This window comes from Tissierella sp. (assembly GCF_032104385.1).
Classification (GTDB): domain Bacteria; phylum Bacillota; class Clostridia; order Tissierellales; family Tissierellaceae; genus Tissierella.
Map to the genome: position 1 here is coordinate 374,990 of NZ_DAMCHJ010000001.1, position 19,040 is coordinate 394,029.

At 28.7% G+C, this 19,040-nt stretch carries 21 protein-coding genes; 6 read left to right on the plus strand and 15 right to left on the minus strand.

Going from position 1 to position 19,040, the window contains the following annotated elements; all coding sequences use genetic code 11:
- Window positions 1-3: 3 nt before the first annotated feature.
- Window positions 4-1,182, plus strand: a complete 1,179-nt coding sequence (locus RT714_RS01815) for an ATP-binding protein (protein WP_313755897.1) — start codon at window positions 4-6, stop codon at window positions 1,180-1,182.
- A gap of 149 nt (window positions 1,183-1,331) precedes the next feature.
- On the opposite strand, the gene RT714_RS01820 is transcribed toward RT714_RS01815, so the two are convergent.
- From RT714_RS01820 to RT714_RS01890, 15 genes are all read right to left on the minus strand, one after another.
- A complete protein-coding gene (locus RT714_RS01820; RefSeq protein ID WP_313755898.1) occupies window positions 1,332-2,516 on the minus strand; it encodes a PLP-dependent aminotransferase family protein in 1,185 nt (394 codons plus the stop codon).
- Window positions 2,517-2,798: 282 nt separating this feature from the next.
- The gene (locus RT714_RS01825) at window positions 2,799-3,476 is read right to left on the minus strand and encodes a GntR family transcriptional regulator (protein ID WP_313755899.1); all 678 of its coding nucleotides are present in this window, start codon (window positions 3,474-3,476) and stop codon (window positions 2,799-2,801) included.
- 88 nt (window positions 3,477-3,564) lie between these two features.
- The gene (gene citX, locus RT714_RS01830) at window positions 3,565-4,086 is read right to left on the minus strand and encodes a citrate lyase holo-[acyl-carrier protein] synthase (protein ID WP_313755900.1); all 522 of its coding nucleotides are present in this window, start codon (window positions 4,084-4,086) and stop codon (window positions 3,565-3,567) included.
- Window position 4,087: 1 nt separating this feature from the next.
- On the minus strand, window positions 4,088-4,957 hold the full coding sequence (citG, locus tag RT714_RS01835) for a triphosphoribosyl-dephospho-CoA synthase CitG (RefSeq protein ID WP_313755901.1): 870 nt from the start codon (window positions 4,955-4,957) through the stop codon (window positions 4,088-4,090).
- 72 nt (window positions 4,958-5,029) lie between these two features.
- Complete coding sequence (citF, locus tag RT714_RS01840; RefSeq protein WP_313755902.1) at window positions 5,030-6,580, minus strand: citrate lyase subunit alpha; 1,551 nt, start codon at window positions 6,578-6,580, stop codon at window positions 5,030-5,032.
- A complete protein-coding gene (gene citE / locus RT714_RS01845) occupies window positions 6,564-7,460 on the minus strand; it encodes a citrate (pro-3S)-lyase subunit beta (protein ID WP_313755903.1) in 897 nt (298 codons plus the stop codon). Before citE ends, citF begins: the two co-directional genes overlap by 17 nt.
- Before the next feature lie 5 nt (window positions 7,461-7,465).
- Window positions 7,466-7,756, minus strand: coding sequence for a citrate lyase acyl carrier protein (gene citD, locus RT714_RS01850; protein ID WP_313755904.1), 291 nt, complete (start codon window positions 7,754-7,756; stop codon window positions 7,466-7,468).
- 71 nt (window positions 7,757-7,827) lie between these two features.
- Window positions 7,828-8,874, minus strand: coding sequence for a [citrate (pro-3S)-lyase] ligase (gene citC, locus RT714_RS01855; RefSeq protein ID WP_313755905.1), 1,047 nt, complete (start codon window positions 8,872-8,874; stop codon window positions 7,828-7,830).
- A gap of 78 nt (window positions 8,875-8,952) precedes the next feature.
- On the minus strand, window positions 8,953-10,266 hold the full coding sequence (locus RT714_RS01860) for a 2-hydroxycarboxylate transporter family protein (protein WP_313755906.1): 1,314 nt from the start codon (window positions 10,264-10,266) through the stop codon (window positions 8,953-8,955).
- A gap of 605 nt (window positions 10,267-10,871) precedes the next feature.
- A complete protein-coding gene (locus tag RT714_RS01865; RefSeq protein ID WP_399325629.1) occupies window positions 10,872-11,099 on the minus strand; it encodes a DUF951 domain-containing protein in 228 nt (75 codons plus the stop codon).
- On the minus strand, window positions 11,096-11,971 hold the full coding sequence (locus tag RT714_RS01870; RefSeq protein WP_313755907.1) for a mechanosensitive ion channel family protein: 876 nt from the start codon (window positions 11,969-11,971) through the stop codon (window positions 11,096-11,098). The genes RT714_RS01865 and RT714_RS01870 overlap by 4 nt, the downstream gene beginning before the upstream one ends.
- Window positions 11,972-11,987: 16 nt before the next feature.
- Window positions 11,988-12,254: a DUF3343 domain-containing protein gene (locus RT714_RS01875; RefSeq protein ID WP_313755908.1), complete on the minus strand. Its 267-nt coding sequence runs from the start codon at window positions 12,252-12,254 to the stop codon at window positions 11,988-11,990.
- A gap of 9 nt (window positions 12,255-12,263) precedes the next feature.
- Complete coding sequence (gene yedF, locus RT714_RS01880; protein WP_313755909.1) at window positions 12,264-12,866, minus strand: sulfurtransferase-like selenium metabolism protein YedF; 603 nt, start codon at window positions 12,864-12,866, stop codon at window positions 12,264-12,266.
- 126 nt (window positions 12,867-12,992) lie between these two features.
- Window positions 12,993-13,622, minus strand: a complete 630-nt coding sequence (locus RT714_RS01885; protein ID WP_313755910.1) for a hypothetical protein — start codon at window positions 13,620-13,622, stop codon at window positions 12,993-12,995.
- Between the two features lie 49 nt (window positions 13,623-13,671).
- Window positions 13,672-14,772, minus strand: coding sequence for a DUF5711 family protein (locus tag RT714_RS01890; RefSeq protein WP_313755911.1), 1,101 nt, complete (start codon window positions 14,770-14,772; stop codon window positions 13,672-13,674).
- 251 nt (window positions 14,773-15,023) lie between these two features.
- Here RT714_RS01890 and RT714_RS01895 point away from each other — a divergent pair, with 251 nt between their 5' ends.
- The 5 genes from RT714_RS01895 (at window position 15,024) to RT714_RS01915 (ending at window position 19,011) form a co-directional block, all read left to right on the plus strand.
- Window positions 15,024-15,329, plus strand: coding sequence for a hypothetical protein (locus RT714_RS01895; protein WP_313755912.1), 306 nt, complete (start codon window positions 15,024-15,026; stop codon window positions 15,327-15,329).
- Window positions 15,330-15,348: 19 nt separating this feature from the next.
- Window positions 15,349-15,720: a DUF2089 domain-containing protein gene (locus RT714_RS01900; RefSeq protein WP_313755913.1), complete on the plus strand. Its 372-nt coding sequence runs from the start codon at window positions 15,349-15,351 to the stop codon at window positions 15,718-15,720.
- 11 nt (window positions 15,721-15,731) lie between these two features.
- Window positions 15,732-16,943: a DUF4097 family beta strand repeat-containing protein gene (locus tag RT714_RS01905; RefSeq protein WP_313755914.1), complete on the plus strand. Its 1,212-nt coding sequence runs from the start codon at window positions 15,732-15,734 to the stop codon at window positions 16,941-16,943.
- A 12-nt stretch (window positions 16,944-16,955) separates the two neighbouring features.
- Window positions 16,956-17,333 carry an SHOCT-like domain-containing protein gene (locus RT714_RS01910; protein WP_313755915.1) on the plus strand — a complete coding sequence of 126 codons (378 nt, stop codon included), beginning with the start codon at window positions 16,956-16,958 and terminating at the stop codon, window positions 17,331-17,333.
- A gap of 223 nt (window positions 17,334-17,556) precedes the next feature.
- The gene (locus RT714_RS01915) at window positions 17,557-19,011 is read left to right on the plus strand and encodes a PLP-dependent aminotransferase family protein (RefSeq protein ID WP_313755916.1); all 1,455 of its coding nucleotides are present in this window, start codon (window positions 17,557-17,559) and stop codon (window positions 19,009-19,011) included.
- The last annotated feature ends 29 nt before the right edge of the window (window positions 19,012-19,040 follow it).

Sequence of the window (19,040 nt, forward strand, 5' to 3'; positions counted from 1 at the left end):
AGTTTGGAAAGAAAGATATATTATAATCTTGCAGTAATAGCTACTATAACTGCTATTATTACTTCTATAGTCCTAGTTTTTTTATTCTATGAATATTATAATCCAAAAGATATTATAGATGATATTAATATCAACATCTATGATATTAATAATCTACCCCAAGAAAAAGAGCTATCTTCTTATGATTTAAAGATAGATGATAAAGTAGTAAGGATATCTAAGCCTATTCAGGATATAAAACATACTTTCATAGGAATATTACCTGCCATGGCTGGACTATTAGTCTTTATCTTAATATTTTTATACATTATTTCCTCCATTTTAACATCAAAGATAATTAAACCTATAGAAATAGCTTCCTATAATATTGAAAGTATATTATCTGGTGGAGATGTTGCAGATAGCACAGTGTATGAAGAACTTCAACCATTTATTAGAACTATTGAAATACAGAAAAAGCAAATTGAAAATTATATTGAATCTTTAAAAAAGACAGAAAAAATAAGAAGAGAATTTACTGCAAATGTAAGTCATGAACTAAAAACTCCTCTAACCTCTATAAATGGATTTGCCGAAATGATAGAAACTGGAATGTCTAACGATGATGATATTAAAAGAGCTGCTTCTATTATCCAAAAAGAAGGTAAGAGGCTTTTAAGTCTTATAGATTCCATTATCAAACTATCACAACTTGATGATTTGTCTATTAATAGAGAATTTTCTTCAATAGATTTACTTTCTATAACACAATTTGTATGCTCAAATCTGGAAATTAATGCAAGGGAAAAAAATATCTCCCTAAATATAACTGGAAAAAGTACAATTATAAAAGGAAATCAAAGAATGATTGAAGATTTAATATTTAATTTAGTAGATAATGCTATAAAATATAATAAACTTAATGGGAAAGTTGATCTAGAAATATATTCTATTGATAACTGGGGTATTCTTAAAGTTATGGATACTGGTGTTGGTATTCCTTCTGAAAAACAAGACAGAGTCTTTGAGCGATTTTATAGGGTGGATAAATCTCGTTCAAAAAAAGTAAATGGTACAGGTCTTGGTCTATCTATAGTAAAACACACTGTGGAGCATCATGGTGGCAAAGTATCTCTTTCAAGTATTGAAGGTAAGGGCACTACTATAGAAGTAAGATTACCTAAAGCTAACGCTAATTATTAATTCAAAAAATCTTTTTCTTCCCATAAAAATAGGCTCCTCCTCATAGCCCACAGTTTATTATTTTAACTGTCTGCTATAAGGGGAGCATATCATAATATAAAGATCTTTTTATTTATTAATCTCTTGATCTTCTAATTTATAATTAATAACTATCTCATAGATTCTTTTATTACTTTCCCAAGCCTCTTAATACCTTCTACTATTTTTTCTTCATTCATATTTGAATAATTTAATCTAAAGGTATTTTCATTTCCTCCATTAGGGAAGAAAGAGCCACCTGGTACATATGCAACATTTTGTTCTAATGCTTTTACTGCTAATTCTCTGGCATTCATATATTCAGGTAGTACTACCCATGTAAACAGACCACCCTCTGGATAAGTAAAGCTTACTCCTTCTGGGAACTCTTCCTCCATAGTCTTTATCATTACATCTCTTCTTACCTTGTATATATCAATTATTCTTTGAATATGTTCATCTATATTATATTTTTCTAGGAATTTTGCTACTTCCATTTGTGAAATAGTACTTGATTGAAGGTCTGCACCTTGTTTTACAAGTACAAATTTACTTAAAAATTCTTTATCAGCTGCTACCCAACCAAGTCTTAAACCTGGACATAATATTTTAGAAAAAGTCCCTAAGAAAGCTACTCTTCCTTCTGTATCAAAATGTTTAACAGCTGGTAATACTTCACCTTCAAATCTTAATTCACCATACGGATTATCTTCAATTATACCTATATTATACTTATTTGCTAATTCTACTAATCTAATTCTTCTTTCTACTGACCAAGTCTTACCTGATGGATTTTGGAAGTCTGGAATAACATATATAAATTTAATGTTTTCATTATTCTTTAATACATCTTCTAATTCTTCCATATTCATACCATCTTTATCAGTAGATACTTCTATAAACTTTGGTTCATAGGCCTTAAATGCATTGATAGCACCTAGATATGTAGGGCTCTCGCAAACTATAATATCTCCTGGATTTATAAATATCTTAGCTGCAAAGTCAAGTCCTTGTTGTGATCCACTTGTCACTAATATGTTTTCAGCTTTAACATCTACTTTTACCTTTGCCATTCTCTTTGCTATGGCATCTCTAAGTGGCTGATATCCTTCTGTTGGACCATATTGTAATGCTTGAGTTCCTGTGTTTTCTAAAACATCTTTTCCAATCTTAACTAATTCCTCTATTGGAAAAGATTCTGGTGCTGGCATACCACCAGCAAATGAAATAATATTGGGTTGTTGTGTCAACTTTAATAATTCTCTAATTTCTGAAGCCTTGATGTTGTCCATACGCTTTGCATAATTTAATGACATCACACGCACCTCCATTTAATTTAGGTTTCCCTATAACCTTATCTATAGTTTACTATTAATATATTTAATTGTCTAATGATTTAATACAATTTATATCATAATATTTAAAGTTTATCTATTTGGAATATTTTGAAAATAATCTATTTATAATTTAATAACTTATATAGTAAATTTCTCTCATACCTCAATAGCTGGTTATGTAGACTTTAGATTTAAAGGTTATTTGTGACTAATCTCTTATTATGACCTTTATCCGTAACTAACACAAAAAAGGAAATAAGATTAAATCTTACTTCCTTCATCTTCCTTGTCCATAGCATTAGCTATAAATCTTTGTCTAGCATTTCTTACATGTAATCTAGCCAATCTCTCACTTTCATCTTCATCTCCATTAATTATTGCTCCAAGTATATCTCTCGTTTCATGGTAAGCTGCTATTGTATGGTTTAGGTTATATAAAGATATTTTTCTAAGTCTACCTAAATTTTCGTTTAAAACTATCATTTGGTTTTTAAGTTGTTTATTGGTTGTTAAGTCAATAATAGTTTCAGTCCACTTAGCGTGTAAACTAAGTAAATTATCATAGTTCTTTGCTTTTATACTATTCTCCATATCTTGGACTATTTCTTCAAGAAGTTTTACATCACTTCTGCGTATATTTGTACATATAAGTCGTATCGTCAATCCCTCAAGATATTCTCTCACCTCATATAATTCTAAAGCATCACCAATAGATATTTCACTTACTATTGAACCTCTTCTTGGAAAGTATGTTACTAAACCGTCCTGCTCTAGCTGTTTTAATGCCTCTCTAACTGGAGTTCGACTTACTTTTAGTTTCTTTGCTATATCACTTTCTACAAGTCTTTCACCAGGCTTTAGCTGATTTTTAAGGATATTTAACTTTAACTTTCCATATACTTCTTCAGATATTGGTTTTTTTAGTTTTATAGTAGACATATTTTTCTCTCCAATCATGCAAATCTAATATAGTATCTATTATTATAGCAATTTAGTTGAAAAAACCAAAATATTATTTACAAAATGATTATTGTACTGAAAAATAAGAACAATATATTTGATTAACCTTATAAATTAACTCTTCTAATGAATGAGAACTTGATCTACTACAAACTTTTGCATCTTTATCACATAATAAGCATTTCCTTGGATTATATCCCAGACCTCTTCGGCTTATCTGATTGTGATTAGAATCAAAAACATCTATATCAAATAATCTTCCTAATTTATGAGTTTCTTCTATTGTTGTTGTAATCCTCTTTAATTCAATTGGATCAATACATAAGGAAATATACCCTTCTGGTCCTGTAATTTTATATATATCTTCAATATAATCTATTTTATATCCTTTGTCTTTTAAATTATTTATAATTGTTTTCATACCTACCTCATGTATTTTCCTATATTCTATGCTATCCTTATTGGATCCAGGTATATTTAATGTAAAAGATATTATACTATTTTTATATTTGTGAATTATTTCTTTTTGTTTTATTTCTCTATCTTCTCTTGACTTTAATATTTCCATCAAAATTTTTTTATCTATCATATTAATCCCCATTCTCTAAATAATATAACATTAAAGTAACTGCAAGTAAATCTGCTGCACCACCTGGACTAATATTTTTTTCTACAAAATCTCTATCCATTTGCTTCACAAATCTTTTCCCTTGTGGTGTTAAATAACCACCAACCTCTATAGCTTCTTTTGCTTTTTCTTGAGCATACTTGAGAGTCTCCATATTATTCCTGCCTAATATATTACAGTCTTCCGTATTACTTATTAAATGAAGTAAAACCTGTACTAAAATATGGTTTATATGATATTTGTTCTCCCTCATTAATTCTTTAAAAACAGGTAAAGAATATTTTGTTACTGTGGCAAACCCTGACTCTACTTCTCCCCTAATGCCCTTTACTCCATATTTTTTATATAACTGTTCTCCATAGGTTAATTTATCTTTTCGATCAAGATGATATAACTCTTCAGTTAAATCCTCAGCCATTAATTTTATTAAGGTACATATCTCTCTTGATTCTAAGTACTCAGTGTTTTTCTTTTTAAATAAATTTCCTGCAGCAGTAGCAATTATTCCAAGAGAAAATATTAAACCTTTATGTGTATTTACACCATTAGTTGTGTAAAACATCTTTTTTTCTGCTTCTATGCCAATAGGTCTTATATTATTTAATAAAAACTTATAATCATCTTCTTCAAATTTCATTCCAGCCATAGAACATTCATAGAAATAAGGTGATAAAACTATACTACTGCTTAAAAATGTAAAAAAATCCATATCATTATGAGAACCCGAATTTTCTCTATCTACAAGACCTGGTTTAGGAGTTGCTGATACTTCAAATAACATAGATTTAGTAGCTAATCTACTTATATAAATACTAAATTCATGATTAGTCATTTTATGGCTCCTTAATTTAATATAATTCTGCCTATATGATTTCATATAGGCAGTTAAGATTCTTACTATATATTATTTCACCTGTCTAATTATGTCAATTACAGTTCCATCTCTGTACTGAACAATACCTACTATTTTTTCACCAAATTCAATGGTTTCTGGCTTTCCCGTTAACTTTTCTGCCATTTTTTGCAGTTCATCTATTGTATATAAAGGTAACTTAGCTTTCCTAAAATTATCTATTAAATCTTGCCTTAGAGGATTTACTGCTATTCCATAATCAGTCACAAGTACATCTACAGTTTCCCCAGGTGTAACAACTGTTGTAACTCTGTCTACTACTATAGGTAGTCTCCCTCTAATTAGTGGAGCTAATATTACAGACATCTTTGCTCCAGCAGCAGTATCTGGATGTCCCCCTGAAGCTTGACTAATTACTCCATCTGATCCAGCAATGACATTTACATTGAAATCTGTATCTATTTCTAAAGCTCCAAGCATAACTATATCCAAGTTATTTACTGCTGGTCCTGAGTTATGAGGATTGGCATAAAAAGATGCATCTATTTCAAAATGCTTTGGATTCTTTCCTATGGACTCCGCAGCAACTAAGTCAAAACATTGAGTATCAAATAACCCTCTAAATAAACCTTCTTCATGTAGTTGGACTAATTGAGCTGTAATTCCACCAAGACCAAAGCCTCCTACTATATTTTTTTCTATCATCTTATCTCTTAGCAAGGATGTAACAGCTAAGGAAGCACCTGATGCCCCTGTTTGATATGAAAAACCGTTTTTAAAATAACCAGATGCTTCAATAGCTTTTACTGCATTTTCAGCAATTAGAATATCTCTTGGATTTTTATCATGCCTTATTACTCCTGAAACTATACCCTTTGGATTTCCTATTGAATCTACAACAACTACATAATCAACTTGAGTTTGATTAATGCTTGCAGGTAAACAAGGATATTCAACTAAATTATCAGTTATCAAAACTACTTGATCTGCATATTTAGCATCTACCATTGCATATCCCAAGGAGCCACATAAAGATTTACCATTAAATCCATTAGCATTTCCATATTCATCACAGGAAGGAGCACCTAAAAAAGCAACATCTATTTTTAATTCTCCAGATTCAATAGCTCTTGCTCTTCCACCATGAGATCTGATTATTACTGGATAATCCATTATTCCCTCAGAAATTGCTGTACCAAGAGGCTCTCTAATTCCACTGGATTCAATCTTAGTAATGACTCCATTTTTTATATGTTCTATTAATGACCCATGACATGTCCCCAAGGAACTAGGTGCTAATCTTAAATTCTTTATCCCCATCTTTGCAATTACATCTACAACCATATTAACTATATAGTCCCCATTTCTAAAATGATGATGAAATGAGATTGTCATACCATCCTTTAATCCTGTAGCCTTCACTGCTTCTTCTATGTTCTTAATTAATTTACTTTTATGAGGTAATGGTCTTTTTAACTTGGAACCAGCTTTGATTCCTTCTGGTACAACACTGAATGGCTTTTCATATGGTCTCAAATGCCCAATCCCTTCAATGTATTCTGGTATATCCCTTCCAACACTGTTTTTAACCAATGAAATCATCCTCCTTATATACACCTGTAGCTTTAGCTAGTTCAATAACCCTATAAGCTCTATCTACTATTGGTCCGTCAACCATTTTTCCATCAACAGCAATTACTCCCGAACCTTTGCTTTCTGCTTCTTTAATCCCATATAAAACCCTAATTGCATGTTGTATTTCTTTTTCTGTAGGTTCATATATTTTATGTGTTAAACCTATTTGTCTAGGATGTATAACTGATTTTCCGTCAAATCCCATCTGTTTAATTAACTTAACTTCCTCTATAAAACCCTCATCATTATTAACATCTGAATATACAGTATCAAGGGCATATATTCCTGCTGCTCTTGCTGCTAAAAGCAATTGACCTCTAGCACTTAATAATTCTACACCACCAGAGGATCTTGTAGTCTTCATATTAGTAACAAAATCTTCTGCCCCAATTGCCATAGCAACTAATCTCTTACTAGCCGTAGCAATTTTATATGCATTCATTATTCCTAAAGGACTCTCTATTGCGGCCATTAATTTTATTGTTCCCACTTCAATATTTATCTTTTCTTCTATTTCTGTTATAAGTTTATCAGCTTCAATTACATCTTCAGGTGTATCAGTTTTTGGTAACCTAATAATATCAGGTTTTGCTCTAACCATAGCCTCAAAATCATCCCTGCCAAAAGGAGTATCTAAGCCATTTACTCTTACAACAGTTTCAGTGCCTCTATAATCTATTGTTTTTAAAGCATTATATACTAAAAATCTAGCTGAATCCTTCTCCTTCAATGAAACTGCATCTTCTAAATCAAACATAATTGAGTCAGAACCATAAATATGTCCATCTGTTATCATTGAAGGATTGTTACCTGGTATAAACATCATAGTTCTTCTTAATCTAGCCATCTATATCACTCCCCCCAGTTATAATTTGAACTTCCTGTAGCTCTATATAGAGCAGCTTCTGTTCTTGCCTTAATAACATAATCTATTGCACCTTTGTCTACAGCATTAACTAATGCATTTTCCACTCCATAACTTTTTATAGTATCCTTAATCACCTTTACAATCTGTTTTCCGAATTGTTTTTTCACTGAGCTTTGTAATATTACTTCAATACCTTGACTATCTCTTGGCTGAATAGTAATTGTTATATCACTGGATTCCATAGTTCCAGCAATCCCTACTTTATTAATTTCCATATGTTGAAACCCCCTTTTTAAATTTATATATATTAAAAAAACTTAAGTTCTCAATTAATTTCAATCTTGGCTTAATGTCTAGAGTTAGTATTTCTAATTTTATCTATTATTGGATTTGCTTCATCAGAAATCAAGTACTCATACGTTGTTGATGGTACAATTTTCTTTATAGACTCTAAATCATTATTTTTAATATATTCTCTTACCTTAGAAGCACTTATTACACTTTCGTCTTTCATAATTCTAGGTACTTCTGTAACTTCTATCTCATAATTAGGTAATATCCTTTTCATGATTTCATTATATTCTTTAGTTACAAGACAATATGGTTCTTCCCCTATATATCTTCTATTTATTCCGAGAGAAGGAGCAATATAAGAAGCAAAGATTTTTAAATCTAATAATGCATGAGTTTTAACAATATCAGATGATTCTTTCATAAAATATGAAGGGAAAGTAGAGTTAGAAATAATATAATCCTCACCCTTATGAATAATTATATTAGATAAATGTTTTGTTCCCTCTTTTACTAGATTAAATCGTACACTAGGGGGAAAAAGTGACCTATCCTCCCAGACTATAAATACATGTACAAGATCACTACTTAAAGATGCCTTTTCTATTAGAAACTGATGCCCTAAAGTAAAAGGATTACAATTCATGACTATAGATGAAATGATTTTACCATCTTTTTTATATTTATTAAGTTTTTTTGTATACCTTTTTATCCCTTGGGGGTCATTTTCTAATAAAACTACTTGTTCTTCCACTTGTGCTATTTCATAAAACCCCATATCCTTAAACATATTAATATTACTTGGTTTTGTAAATATAAATAGATGAGTATTTCCTCTATGATACTCTTCACTTACTAATAAAGATACTATCTTATTGGAAAATCCCATTCCAAGATAATCCGTATCTACTGCAATGCATTTTAGTACTCTCCCTGACAGTGAACCTGTGCCGACAATCTTATCATCTTCATAAAGAGCTACTGTATATTCTACATCTGTTTCTAGATTAAGACCTTGAGACAATAGAAATTCCTCAACTTGAGCCTTCTCCCTTGGATTATTCAAATAAATCGTCCTTATATGAATATCTTCGCTTATCATTTTTATAACTCCCCACCATTTATATTAAGGATTGATGCATTGCTTAATTAATTTAAGCAATGCATCAATTTACTTATTCTAAGTAAACATATTAAACACTATAGATGCTATTATAAGCATTATTCCTCCACCAATTCTCGAGGAAATTTGTGCAAAGGATATTAATTCCATTCTCTTTGCTGCTCCTAATACAGCAATATCTCCAGATCCACCTCTATTAGCCATGCATAATCCTGCAGTTATAGCCGATTCAATTGGATAAAAACCTACAAGATATCCAAGTCCTGCTGTACCCAATACTGCTCCTAAAACTATAAATCCTGCTATAATAACATTACTAAAAGTTATTGCAGCAATTATTTCCCCTAAATCTGTAAAAGTTACACCTACCCCTATCATAATAACCCATAAAAACTTGGATGAGAAGAAGGATTGTAATTTCTTAGTACCTTGCTTTAATGGCTCTGGTATAAAGTTTAAAATATTAAATAAGGAAACAAATATTACCATATATGCAAAAGCATGAATCTTAACTCCACCTATTGATGGTAATATTTTCTTTGCCATTAAATTACCTAATACATAGAAACCAGTTGCTAAAACCAATCCAGCTGCTATTTCTGTAGCTGTTATTTTAAATTCATGGTCTTTATCTTCTGCATCAAAATTATCTCCCTTTACTAGCTTACCATTTCCAGTTAGTTTAGGTTTTTTCTCCCCTAATTTGTGTAATAATGCTCCAACCATTATACAAATAATATTTGCAATAGTTAATATAGGAAATGCAAAAGACAAATATTCCGATGGATCTTTTCCAGTAATAGAAGTGAAAATTTCTGACATAGGAATTGCACCTGCTCCAGTTCCTCCACCCATAATTGGTAATACATATTTCATTGATATTTCTGCTGGTGATACTCCAAATAATAATCCACCCATTATTCCGAATATAAATGCGCCTACAATACCTGCTAATATGGCTGGAATATAACCAGTTAAAGCTCTCATTAGAAGCTTCCTATTTACAGAAAGAATACTCCCTGTAATAAGAACTGAAATAAATAAATTAAGAAAGTCTGATTCGTCCATAAAGATCTTAATACTCTCAGCAGCCCTTTCAGGTAATATTCCTGCATAGAGTAAATACGCAGAGCCTAAAAATGCTAAAATTGCACCGCCACCTACATACTCATTCCAAATAGGGATACGATCTCCTATTTCTCCGAAAATGATTCCTAAGAAAAACATAATTGCTAATGCACCTGTGATATCTTTGGGCAGTACACCAGTAGCCGCTGCAACCCAAGCTACAATAGCAAATACCAAGAATAACGGTACTGGAATTCCGAACATCTTAAAGTTTTTAAAGCTTTTTTCATTTACTTTAATCATGACCTGACCCCCTTGATTTTTTAGATAATTGGAAATATTATCTATTGTATACAATCATATACTATTGTATACAATTTATCAAGAGTTTTTTACATTAAAATTTGTATTAAAAAAACCCCACGAAATCACCAATAGAAAGGATTTCACAGGGTTATAGAACCTATAATTTTTAAAGTATTTTATAGATTTAAAATATCTATTTTTACATATTACTCATATATTTTTTATATTACCAATAATATTCATTCTATTTATCTCTTTTTTGCATTTAGATTTATATTTATATTTCTATTAAAATATTCACTATCTATTATAAATAATTACTTTATTAATTTAATCTTTAATAAATCAATAAATTATCTTTTTCTACTTTTTTCTTAATACTTTTTTTATTTTTACTTTCTAAATTAGAATAAATTATTCTTTACACTAAAAATCACTTCTAATTTATTAAATAGAAAATCTGCAAGAATAATATAGTCTCTATTCATATAAAATAAGTTTAATAAACCATTTACTGATAAACAAGGATATCCTTTTAATTAAAAATATAATCCCCAGTTCTAAATATAGAATGAATATCTATATACTTCTTGTTTAAACACTTAATTTTCTTTACCTTTATGATGAATTATACTAATCCATTTTTCATCGACTAATATCTTTCTAATTCTCTTATCAAAGTCTATTCTAGGTATCCAAATTTGTCTGTCACATCCTAAACATTTTATCTTTATATCTGCGCCAGTCCTTAATATTTCCCATTTATTCTCTCCACAAGGATGCCCCTTCTTTAGAGTTATAATATCCCCAACTTCATAATTTAATATCATTGTTCTTTCCCCCCAAATATTACTCTTTTTGGATAAGGTATTTCTATATTTTCTCTATCAAAGGCTTCTTTTACCTTTTTCCTGATTTCTCTTTCCACTGCCCACTGCTCCATTGGTTTAGTTTTTGCAACTATTGAAATAGATACATCAAAATCTCCTAAATCTGTAACTCCTAATATAGTAGGGCCATCCAGTATATTATCATTACTGGACTTAATTCCTTTACAAACTTTTTCTAACACTCTAATAGCATCATCAATGTTTTCTTCATAAGCTATAGATACTTTAACTAATGCCCTCATAGCTCCTCTAGTTTTATTAGTTACAACTTGAACTCTTCCATTTGGAATTATATGCAAATCTCCAGAGAAATCTCTTAGTTTTGTAACTCTTAGGCCCAATTCTTCTACAGTGCCTTCTAGAGATTCTATTTTTACATAATCTCCCACAGCATATTGATCTTCAAATAAAATAAAAAAACCTGTAATTATATCCTTAACTAAGGACTGAGCACCAAAACCTATGGCAAGTCCACCTATTCCTGCTGTAGCCAATATGGATGTAGTATTTATATTAAACATATCTAAAATCATTACTATGCCTATAAAATATAAGATATATTTTACAATTTTTTTTAATACCTCGCCAATTGTAGTAGCCCTTCTATTATTCACAAAAAAATTCATACCTTTTTTATGCTTTAAAGTTCTATCTATGAGCTTATTAGTTAAGGAAATAATTACTTTTATAGTTATTACTATTAGTAGTATCTTTAATAGTTTACCTAAAAAATTTAATTCTCCATTATTATTTTTTAGATAATCATCAGCAAAATACTTAATATTATTTATTATGTTTTCCGTTGTTTCCATAGAATTAACCTCGATATTATCTTAGCTTTTCAGCCTTATTATTTGAACCAGTCTTAGTATATTTATATATGCTATCTATATTTATTTCATTACTGTCTATTATTTCTTCTACTTTTGGGAGATCATCTAGTGGAAAAATAATTGCTAAACCACAGCTAACTGTAATTTCTCTAGGTGTGGGTATGGTTCTAAAATTTATCCCTTTTTCCTTAAATACTCCTTCTGCTTGTATAGTATGGTGAGTAGATTTATATGTTGCTACTCCATAAATCTCTTTATTCATCTTTGTCTCCTATCCTATATTTATGGTGTTATTTGCATTTCGCATTTTTTCATATATACTGTACATATTACCTATTTCTCCAACTTGAAGTTTATCCTTTATATTATAATAATCTAAACAAGTTCCACAAGAAATAATTTCAACTCCTTCATCTGCCAATGCTTTTAAATCTTCTAAAACTTCAGAGCCTTCACATGTTAAATAAACTCCTGCATTAAAAAATACCATAGTAGCAGGCCAAGGTGTAGTTTCTTTTACTGTATATATAAAACTCTTCATTAGAATTTTACCTAATTCTTCTCCTCCTACACCCATTTTATCTGAGCCAATAGCAATAGTTAAATCTTTAAATGTATCTGGAATACATACATTTAAATTTAATTCTTCTCCTATGCCACCCTTAGTTATATGAATATAATATTCATTTTCTTTACCTTTATCAATTATAAAGCTGTATCCATAGGATGCCGCTAGTTTTGAGACATTATCCTTAGCTACTTCATTATCAACAATAGTAGTCACTATTCCATTTGTTAAATTATCTAATTCTTTTTTTGTCATTATAACTGGTTTTGGACATAATTGTCCTCTTGCGTCTACTTCTATTCTCATTATTATTCCTCCTATATTTTCAATTAATTATATTATACTAATTTTATATAGCATAGATAAAGCTATTAATAAATGTTATATATATATATTTAATATAGATATAATTAATAACAAGAAGAAATTCAATTATTTTGAGTCTCTTATTCCATTGGATATTATTTTAATTCCCAATAATATTATAACAATAGGAATTAAATAAGAAATAAATTTCCAAAGACCTACCCTTAATAAATCCTTTGATCCTACTAGAGATATTGCTGAAGTAATTAACATTATAATAGATATATTTTTAGGCCAATCTATATCTTCTCTTTTATATCCTATAGTATATATAACAAAGAAAGCAATTGAAAACAGTAAAAATCTTATCCAACTTACATCAGCTTTTACTATCTCTTCAATTAGACCATAGAAGCTTATGGCTGATAACAAGGTTCCTAATACTAGAAAACCTTTATTACCATGTCTTTTGTACATCACTAAGGATATAATACCAAAAATTAATTGATATATAAAGGATTTTACACTAATAGTTGTAAATAAATACTCATCTATAAGAGCTACAGATGATATCCCAAGTAGGAGTAAACCTGCTATTAAATAGACTGTATTTCCACTTTTCAAATCCCATACTATCAGTCCTATTGCTAATATAAATAATAGCCAATCGAAAGTAAGTACATTTAAATTCATAAGTAAAAACATCAAACCTATAAGTATCAATACTACACCTAAAGAATAGTTTGCTTTTTTCATATTTTCCCTCCTACTTAATTATTTATTACATTAATAGATATACCCATAATTAGACATTTTTCACTTTATTTTTACTTGATATTCTATATACTTTTATTTCTTCTGGTCCCCATAATAATATCTGGTCTTTATTTGTAAGTATTCTAATTATATTATCCTCATGTTTTAATATCTCCTTATTTCCTTCTATTATAACTACTTTGTTATCTCCATAAATTAGAAATCCTCCTTGAAATGGTAGTATCTTCTTATAATCATCTGTAAAACTAATTTTATTTTCACTTTTACCATCAAAGCCAATGATTTCTAAATAATTACTATATAAAATATATACCTTATCTTTTCCAAGATATATATCCTTTATTAAATCAAATTGTTTCTCCCAAATTGTCTTTCCTTCCTTAATAAAATAAAGAGAGCTATCACTTAAGGCAATAATATCATCTTTTGCTGTAAAATCAAGATATATGATTATTTCACTATCAATGTCTATTGAATTTAATTTTTCATTATTTTCCCCATAACAATCTATTTTAGACTTTAATATCTCTCCATTTAAACTCAGTGAAGATATTGCTGATAAATTTCCTTGATTATTTGTATTATATGTAAGAATATTTTCACCTTCATAAGATTGATTTAATATTAATGCACCATCTTTATCTATTATCTTTATATTTTCCGTATCAGGAGATTTTATATGATAAATTAGATTTTCGTGACTCTCCTTTAAATTAAATATTTCTTTATTTAATTGTAATCTATCCTTAGTTTCCCCATTCTTATCTAAACAATAAATATCTCCTGTGGACTTGTCCGCTACATATATATATTTATCTCCATAAGAAATATACGGCTCTGTAAAATTAAATTCCTTTTCTAAAATAGGTGTACCATCTATTTTCATAAATGATATTTTATTATTACTCCATTTTACTATTGTTTTATCATATATATTGATATTTTGTATATCTCCATTATTTTTAAAAGAATTTACTAATTCTAAAACCTTTTCCTTACCTGAAACAGAATTTATAAAGTTAATTAGTTTGTTTTGATTTTCCTCTTTTAATAAAAACATACTCAACGTCAGAAATATTATTATAAATATTTTAAAACCTTTAGATCCAAACTTTTTATTTTCTTCCACATAACCACCTCTTAGAATTATCTTAATTTATTATATCATATACTCAAACACTATAACAATTTAATGGTTATTGATATTTTATTTTAAGATTCTATTAGTTTTAACTGTATTAATTTCATAATTTTAATATAAATATTAATATCTTTAATTTATTTATTAAAAATATTAATATTTATATTGACATTTTTAATATTTGATAATATTATGATATTAACAAATGAGTTTTCAAATATAAAATATATATTTAAAACTTGGAGGTGTTTAAACTGGCATCTAAAATTAAAATTAAAATCGTAGATAAAAATAGTAATTTTAAATTGTGGATACCTAGTATTCCTTTTTGGTTAATTACTTTCTTATCTCATATAACATTAAAATTCAAGAATATAGCCATAAGAGATGTAGATTATCCAGATGATGATATAAAGTTTTTCTTAAAACAATTGGACAATAAGATGATAAAAAATGTAATTTATGAATTAAAATCATATGGCAAATTCGATTTAGTTGATATATCTACTGGTGATGGAACAATAGTTAAGATTTCCATAGGTTAAATAGAGAAAGGATGATGATATGAGAAAAGAGGTATTAGGTAAATGCCCCATATGTGGTGAAGAACTTTATGTAACAAAACTTAGCTGTCATAAATGTCATACACATATAGAAGGTGATTTTACACTTTGTAAATTTTGTAAACTTAATGATGAGCAGAAAAATTTTGTTGAAATCTTTATAAAAAGCAGAGGAAATATAAAAGAAATAGAAAAAGAATTAGGTATATCCTATCCAACTGTTAGAGGAAGACTTGAAAATGTAATTGAGGCTCTAGGATATAGTCCTAAATATACAGAGCCCACAATTGATAAAAAAGAAGTTCTGAATAAGTTAAATAATGGTGAAATAACATCTGAAGAGGCTCTTAGGCTCCTTCAAGGTGAAGAATAGGAGGGGTCAAAGTGAAAGAAGAGAAAATGATGATCTTATCAATGCTTGAAGAAGGTAAAATAACTGCTGAAGATGCTATAAAACTTATGGAAGCTTTAGAAGACATGGAAACACCTAAAAATCATAATAAAAGCAAGGAAGAAACATATGATGATTCTCAAGAGGAAAAATCTTCAAAACCTATATTTAATACTCTTGAAGACATCGGTTCAGATATTAGTAATGTATTATCAAATATGTTTGATGGTTTAAAGGATGTAGGTAATTCATTTATATTTAGAAATAATTATGAGACTATTACCACAGATCTAAACTTAGATATATCGGATATGAATCTTCCAAAGTTAGATTTAAAGACTGTTAATGGATCTATACTTCTGAAGCCAACCATCAATGATAATCTATTTATCAAAGTTACCTGCCAATATAAAAAGGGATTATTTTCCCCAGATGAACCATATTTTGATTTTAGTGCAAATGAAAATATAATTACATTTAATCCAAAATACAATAGCAATATATCAATTAAATTAGATGTTTCATTACCTAGAAAGCATTATGACGAAATAATACTAAATTCTAGTAATGGAAAAATAGATATCCAAGAATTAAATACTGATATCTTAAAATGTATAACTACTAATTCATCTATTAATATAGTAAAACTAAATAGCAAAGAAATTGATTTAACAACTAAAAACGGAAAAATTGAATGTAAAGATATAAGTTCAAATATTATTAAATCATTCACTACAAATTCCAGTATATTTCTAACAGATTTACGCAGTTTAGAAATTGAAGCTAAAACAGCAAATGGTAAAATAGTTGTTAGTGATATTGATGCCCAAAAAATAATATTGAAAACCTCTAATGCATTAATTGAAACAGAGGATATTAATTGTGATATGATTCATCTAACTACTTCTAATGGAAAAATTATCTGTAATGATATAGATATGAATAGGGCAAAAGAAGTAAGATTAATGACTTCCAATGGCTCAATTAGCTCTAAAGTTTATGGAACCAACAGAGATAGTTATTTTGATTTAGAAACTTCCATGGGTAATATCTCTCTCGAAATCCCTAATCTCGTATATAAAATTAATAATCAAGCAAACTTAGGCTTCAAAAAAATAGTAGCCCATAGTATTTATTTTGATGAAGATAAAGAGAATATAAAATTTATTGTCTCTACATCAAATGGTTCAATAAATATATATTAAGGAGTGGGTCAAATGCAAGCAGACGAAAAAATGCAAATCTTGACAATGGTTAAAGAGGGAAAAATCTCAACTGAAGAAGGTGTTCAACTATTAGATGCTCTTAATAACACAAACTCTCCAAATAATACTAATATGAGTACTAAACCTAAGTGGCTAAAGGTAAAAGTCTTCGATCCAGAAGACGCCACTAAGGTTAATGTAACTTTACCTATCTCACTTATTAATATAGGAGTTAAGTTTGCTTCTAAGTTTTCCCCTGAGTTTAAAGAAGCTGGACTAACTGAAAATGACATAGAAGAAATATTGACAGCTATCAAAAATGGAGAAACTGGTAAAATTGTTGAAGTAGATAGTGAAAACGGAACTAAGGTTGAAGTTATAATAGAATAATCCCACAATTGTGGGATTATTCTATTATAAAGTATATTATATCTATTTTCTGTATTGAATTTTCATATTTTCTTGATATTAGATTCAATGACTAATATTTCCCTTGATTTAAGATTATATATTTCAATCTTATAAATATATATTATCAAATTTTTCCTTTTGTGTTTATTCTTATATGGAATCTGTTATAATAAATGTATCCATACATTTAAGGAGGATAAGTATGAATAAATTTATCTTAAATAAGGATATAGATACACCTTTATATATCCAACTCTATGAAAATTTTAAAATATTAATAGAGGAAAACAAATTTGAAAAGGAAAAGTTACCTTCTATCCGTAGTCTTGCAAAATCCCTAGGAGTAAATAATGTGACCGTAGTTAGTGCTTATAAACTTTTAGAGAAGGAAGGTTATGTTTATTCAATTAAAGGTAGTGGAACTTATATAAAAAAATCACCTATCTCTGAAGATATGCCCTATTTAGAAGAAGGTACTATGGAATTAATGGTATCTGGTATACTTCCAATATCAAAAGATAGTATTAATTTTGCCTCTATGTCTCCTACTCCTGATTTATTTCCAATAGAAAAGTTTAAACAGGCATTGGTAGAAGTATTAGATAGAGATGGAGGACAGGCTTTTTTATATCCTGAAATTACAGGATACGAACCACTTAGAGAGTCCATATCTAAGTTTCTAATTGAAAATTACAATACAAGAGTAGATAAAGATGAAATTCTAATTACATCTGGGGGACAACAAGGTTTAGACATAATATCAAAAACCTTAATAAATCCTGGAGACTGTATATTTGTTGAAAATCCAACATATTCTGGTGCATTAGCTGTATTTAAATCTAGAGGTGCCAAGATTATTGGGATACCAATGAATGAAGATGGTATAGATACTGAATTATTAAAAACTTATTCTAAAAGATATAGACCAAAATTTCTATATTTGATGACTAATTATCAAAGCCCTACTACCTACTCCTATAGCAATGATAAAAAGAAAGAACTCATATCTCTATCAAAAGAAAATGATTTTTATATAATAGAAGATGATTTTTTAACAGATTTGTCTTTTAATGATAATGATAAAAATCCCATCCTAAAATCCATGGATAAATTCAACCAAACCATTTTCATTAAATCCTTTTCAAAGATATTTATGCCTGGAGTTCGCATGGGTTTTATTACATTACCTAATAAATTATTTAGAGAAATTATAAAAGCTAAACATACTACTGATGTATCCTCATCAGGATATCTTCAAAGAGCCTTTGATTTATATTTAAGAAAGGGTTATTGGAAATCACATATAGAAAAAATTAAAAAAGTTTATTCCGAAAAATATAATATTATGACTAGAGAGTTAGATAAATTAAACAATTATGGAATATCCTATGTAAAACCTAATGGTGGTCTTAGTATTTGGCTTAAATTACCTAAGGAAATAGATTCTGTTGAACTTTATAATCAATGTGCGGAAAATAACCTAGCAATTGTACCTGGAAAGGTCTTTTTTGTTGATGAATCTATTTACTCTAATTATATTAGGCTTAGTTTTGGAGCAGTAGATGATAATGATATAGTTGAAGGTCTTCGTATATTGGAAAATATAATATCTAGACCATTTAAGAATAAGAATAATAATTATTTACCATTTATATAGGAAATTGGAAGCTGTAGCAAATTTTAATT

Coding starts and splice junctions, on each gene's coding strand:
- RT714_RS01820 (WP_313755898.1), bottom strand. CDS start 2,516: ATGTCATTAAATTATGCAAAGCGTATGGACAACATCAAGGCTTCAGAA.
- RT714_RS01825 (WP_313755899.1), bottom strand. CDS start 3,476: ATGTCTACTATAAAACTAAAAAAACCAATATCTGAAGAAGTATATGGA.
- citX (WP_313755900.1), bottom strand. CDS start 4,086: ATGATAGATAAAAAAATTTTGATGGAAATATTAAAGTCAAGAGAAGAT.
- citG (WP_313755901.1), bottom strand. CDS start 4,957: ATGACTAATCATGAATTTAGTATTTATATAAGTAGATTAGCTACTAAA.
- citF (WP_313755902.1), bottom strand. CDS start 6,580: ATGATTTCATTGGTTAAAAACAGTGTTGGAAGGGATATACCAGAATAC.
- citE (WP_313755903.1), bottom strand. CDS start 7,460: ATGGCTAGATTAAGAAGAACTATGATGTTTATACCAGGTAACAATCCT.
- citD (WP_313755904.1), bottom strand. CDS start 7,756: ATGGAAATTAATAAAGTAGGGATTGCTGGAACTATGGAATCCAGTGAT.
- citC (WP_313755905.1), bottom strand. CDS start 8,874: ATGATAAGCGAAGATATTCATATAAGGACGATTTATTTGAATAATCCA.
- RT714_RS01860 (WP_313755906.1), bottom strand. CDS start 10,266: ATGATTAAAGTAAATGAAAAAAGCTTTAAAAACTTTAAGATGTTCGGA.
- RT714_RS01865 (WP_399325629.1), bottom strand. CDS start 11,099: ATGATATTAAATTATGAAGTTGGGGATATTATAACTCTAAAGAAGGGG.
- RT714_RS01870 (WP_313755907.1), bottom strand. CDS start 11,971: ATGGAAACAACGGAAAACATAATAAATAATATTAAGTATTTTGCTGAT.
- RT714_RS01875 (WP_313755908.1), bottom strand. CDS start 12,254: ATGAATAAAGAGATTTATGGAGTAGCAACATATAAATCTACTCACCAT.
- yedF (WP_313755909.1), bottom strand. CDS start 12,866: ATGAGAATAGAAGTAGACGCAAGAGGACAATTATGTCCAAAACCAGTT.
- RT714_RS01885 (WP_313755910.1), bottom strand. CDS start 13,622: ATGAAAAAAGCAAACTATTCTTTAGGTGTAGTATTGATACTTATAGGT.
- RT714_RS01900 (WP_313755913.1), top strand. CDS start 15,349: ATGAGAAAAGAGGTATTAGGTAAATGCCCCATATGTGGTGAAGAACTT.
- RT714_RS01910 (WP_313755915.1), top strand. CDS start 16,956: ATGCAAGCAGACGAAAAAATGCAAATCTTGACAATGGTTAAAGAGGGA.
- RT714_RS01915 (WP_313755916.1), top strand. CDS start 17,557: ATGAATAAATTTATCTTAAATAAGGATATAGATACACCTTTATATATC.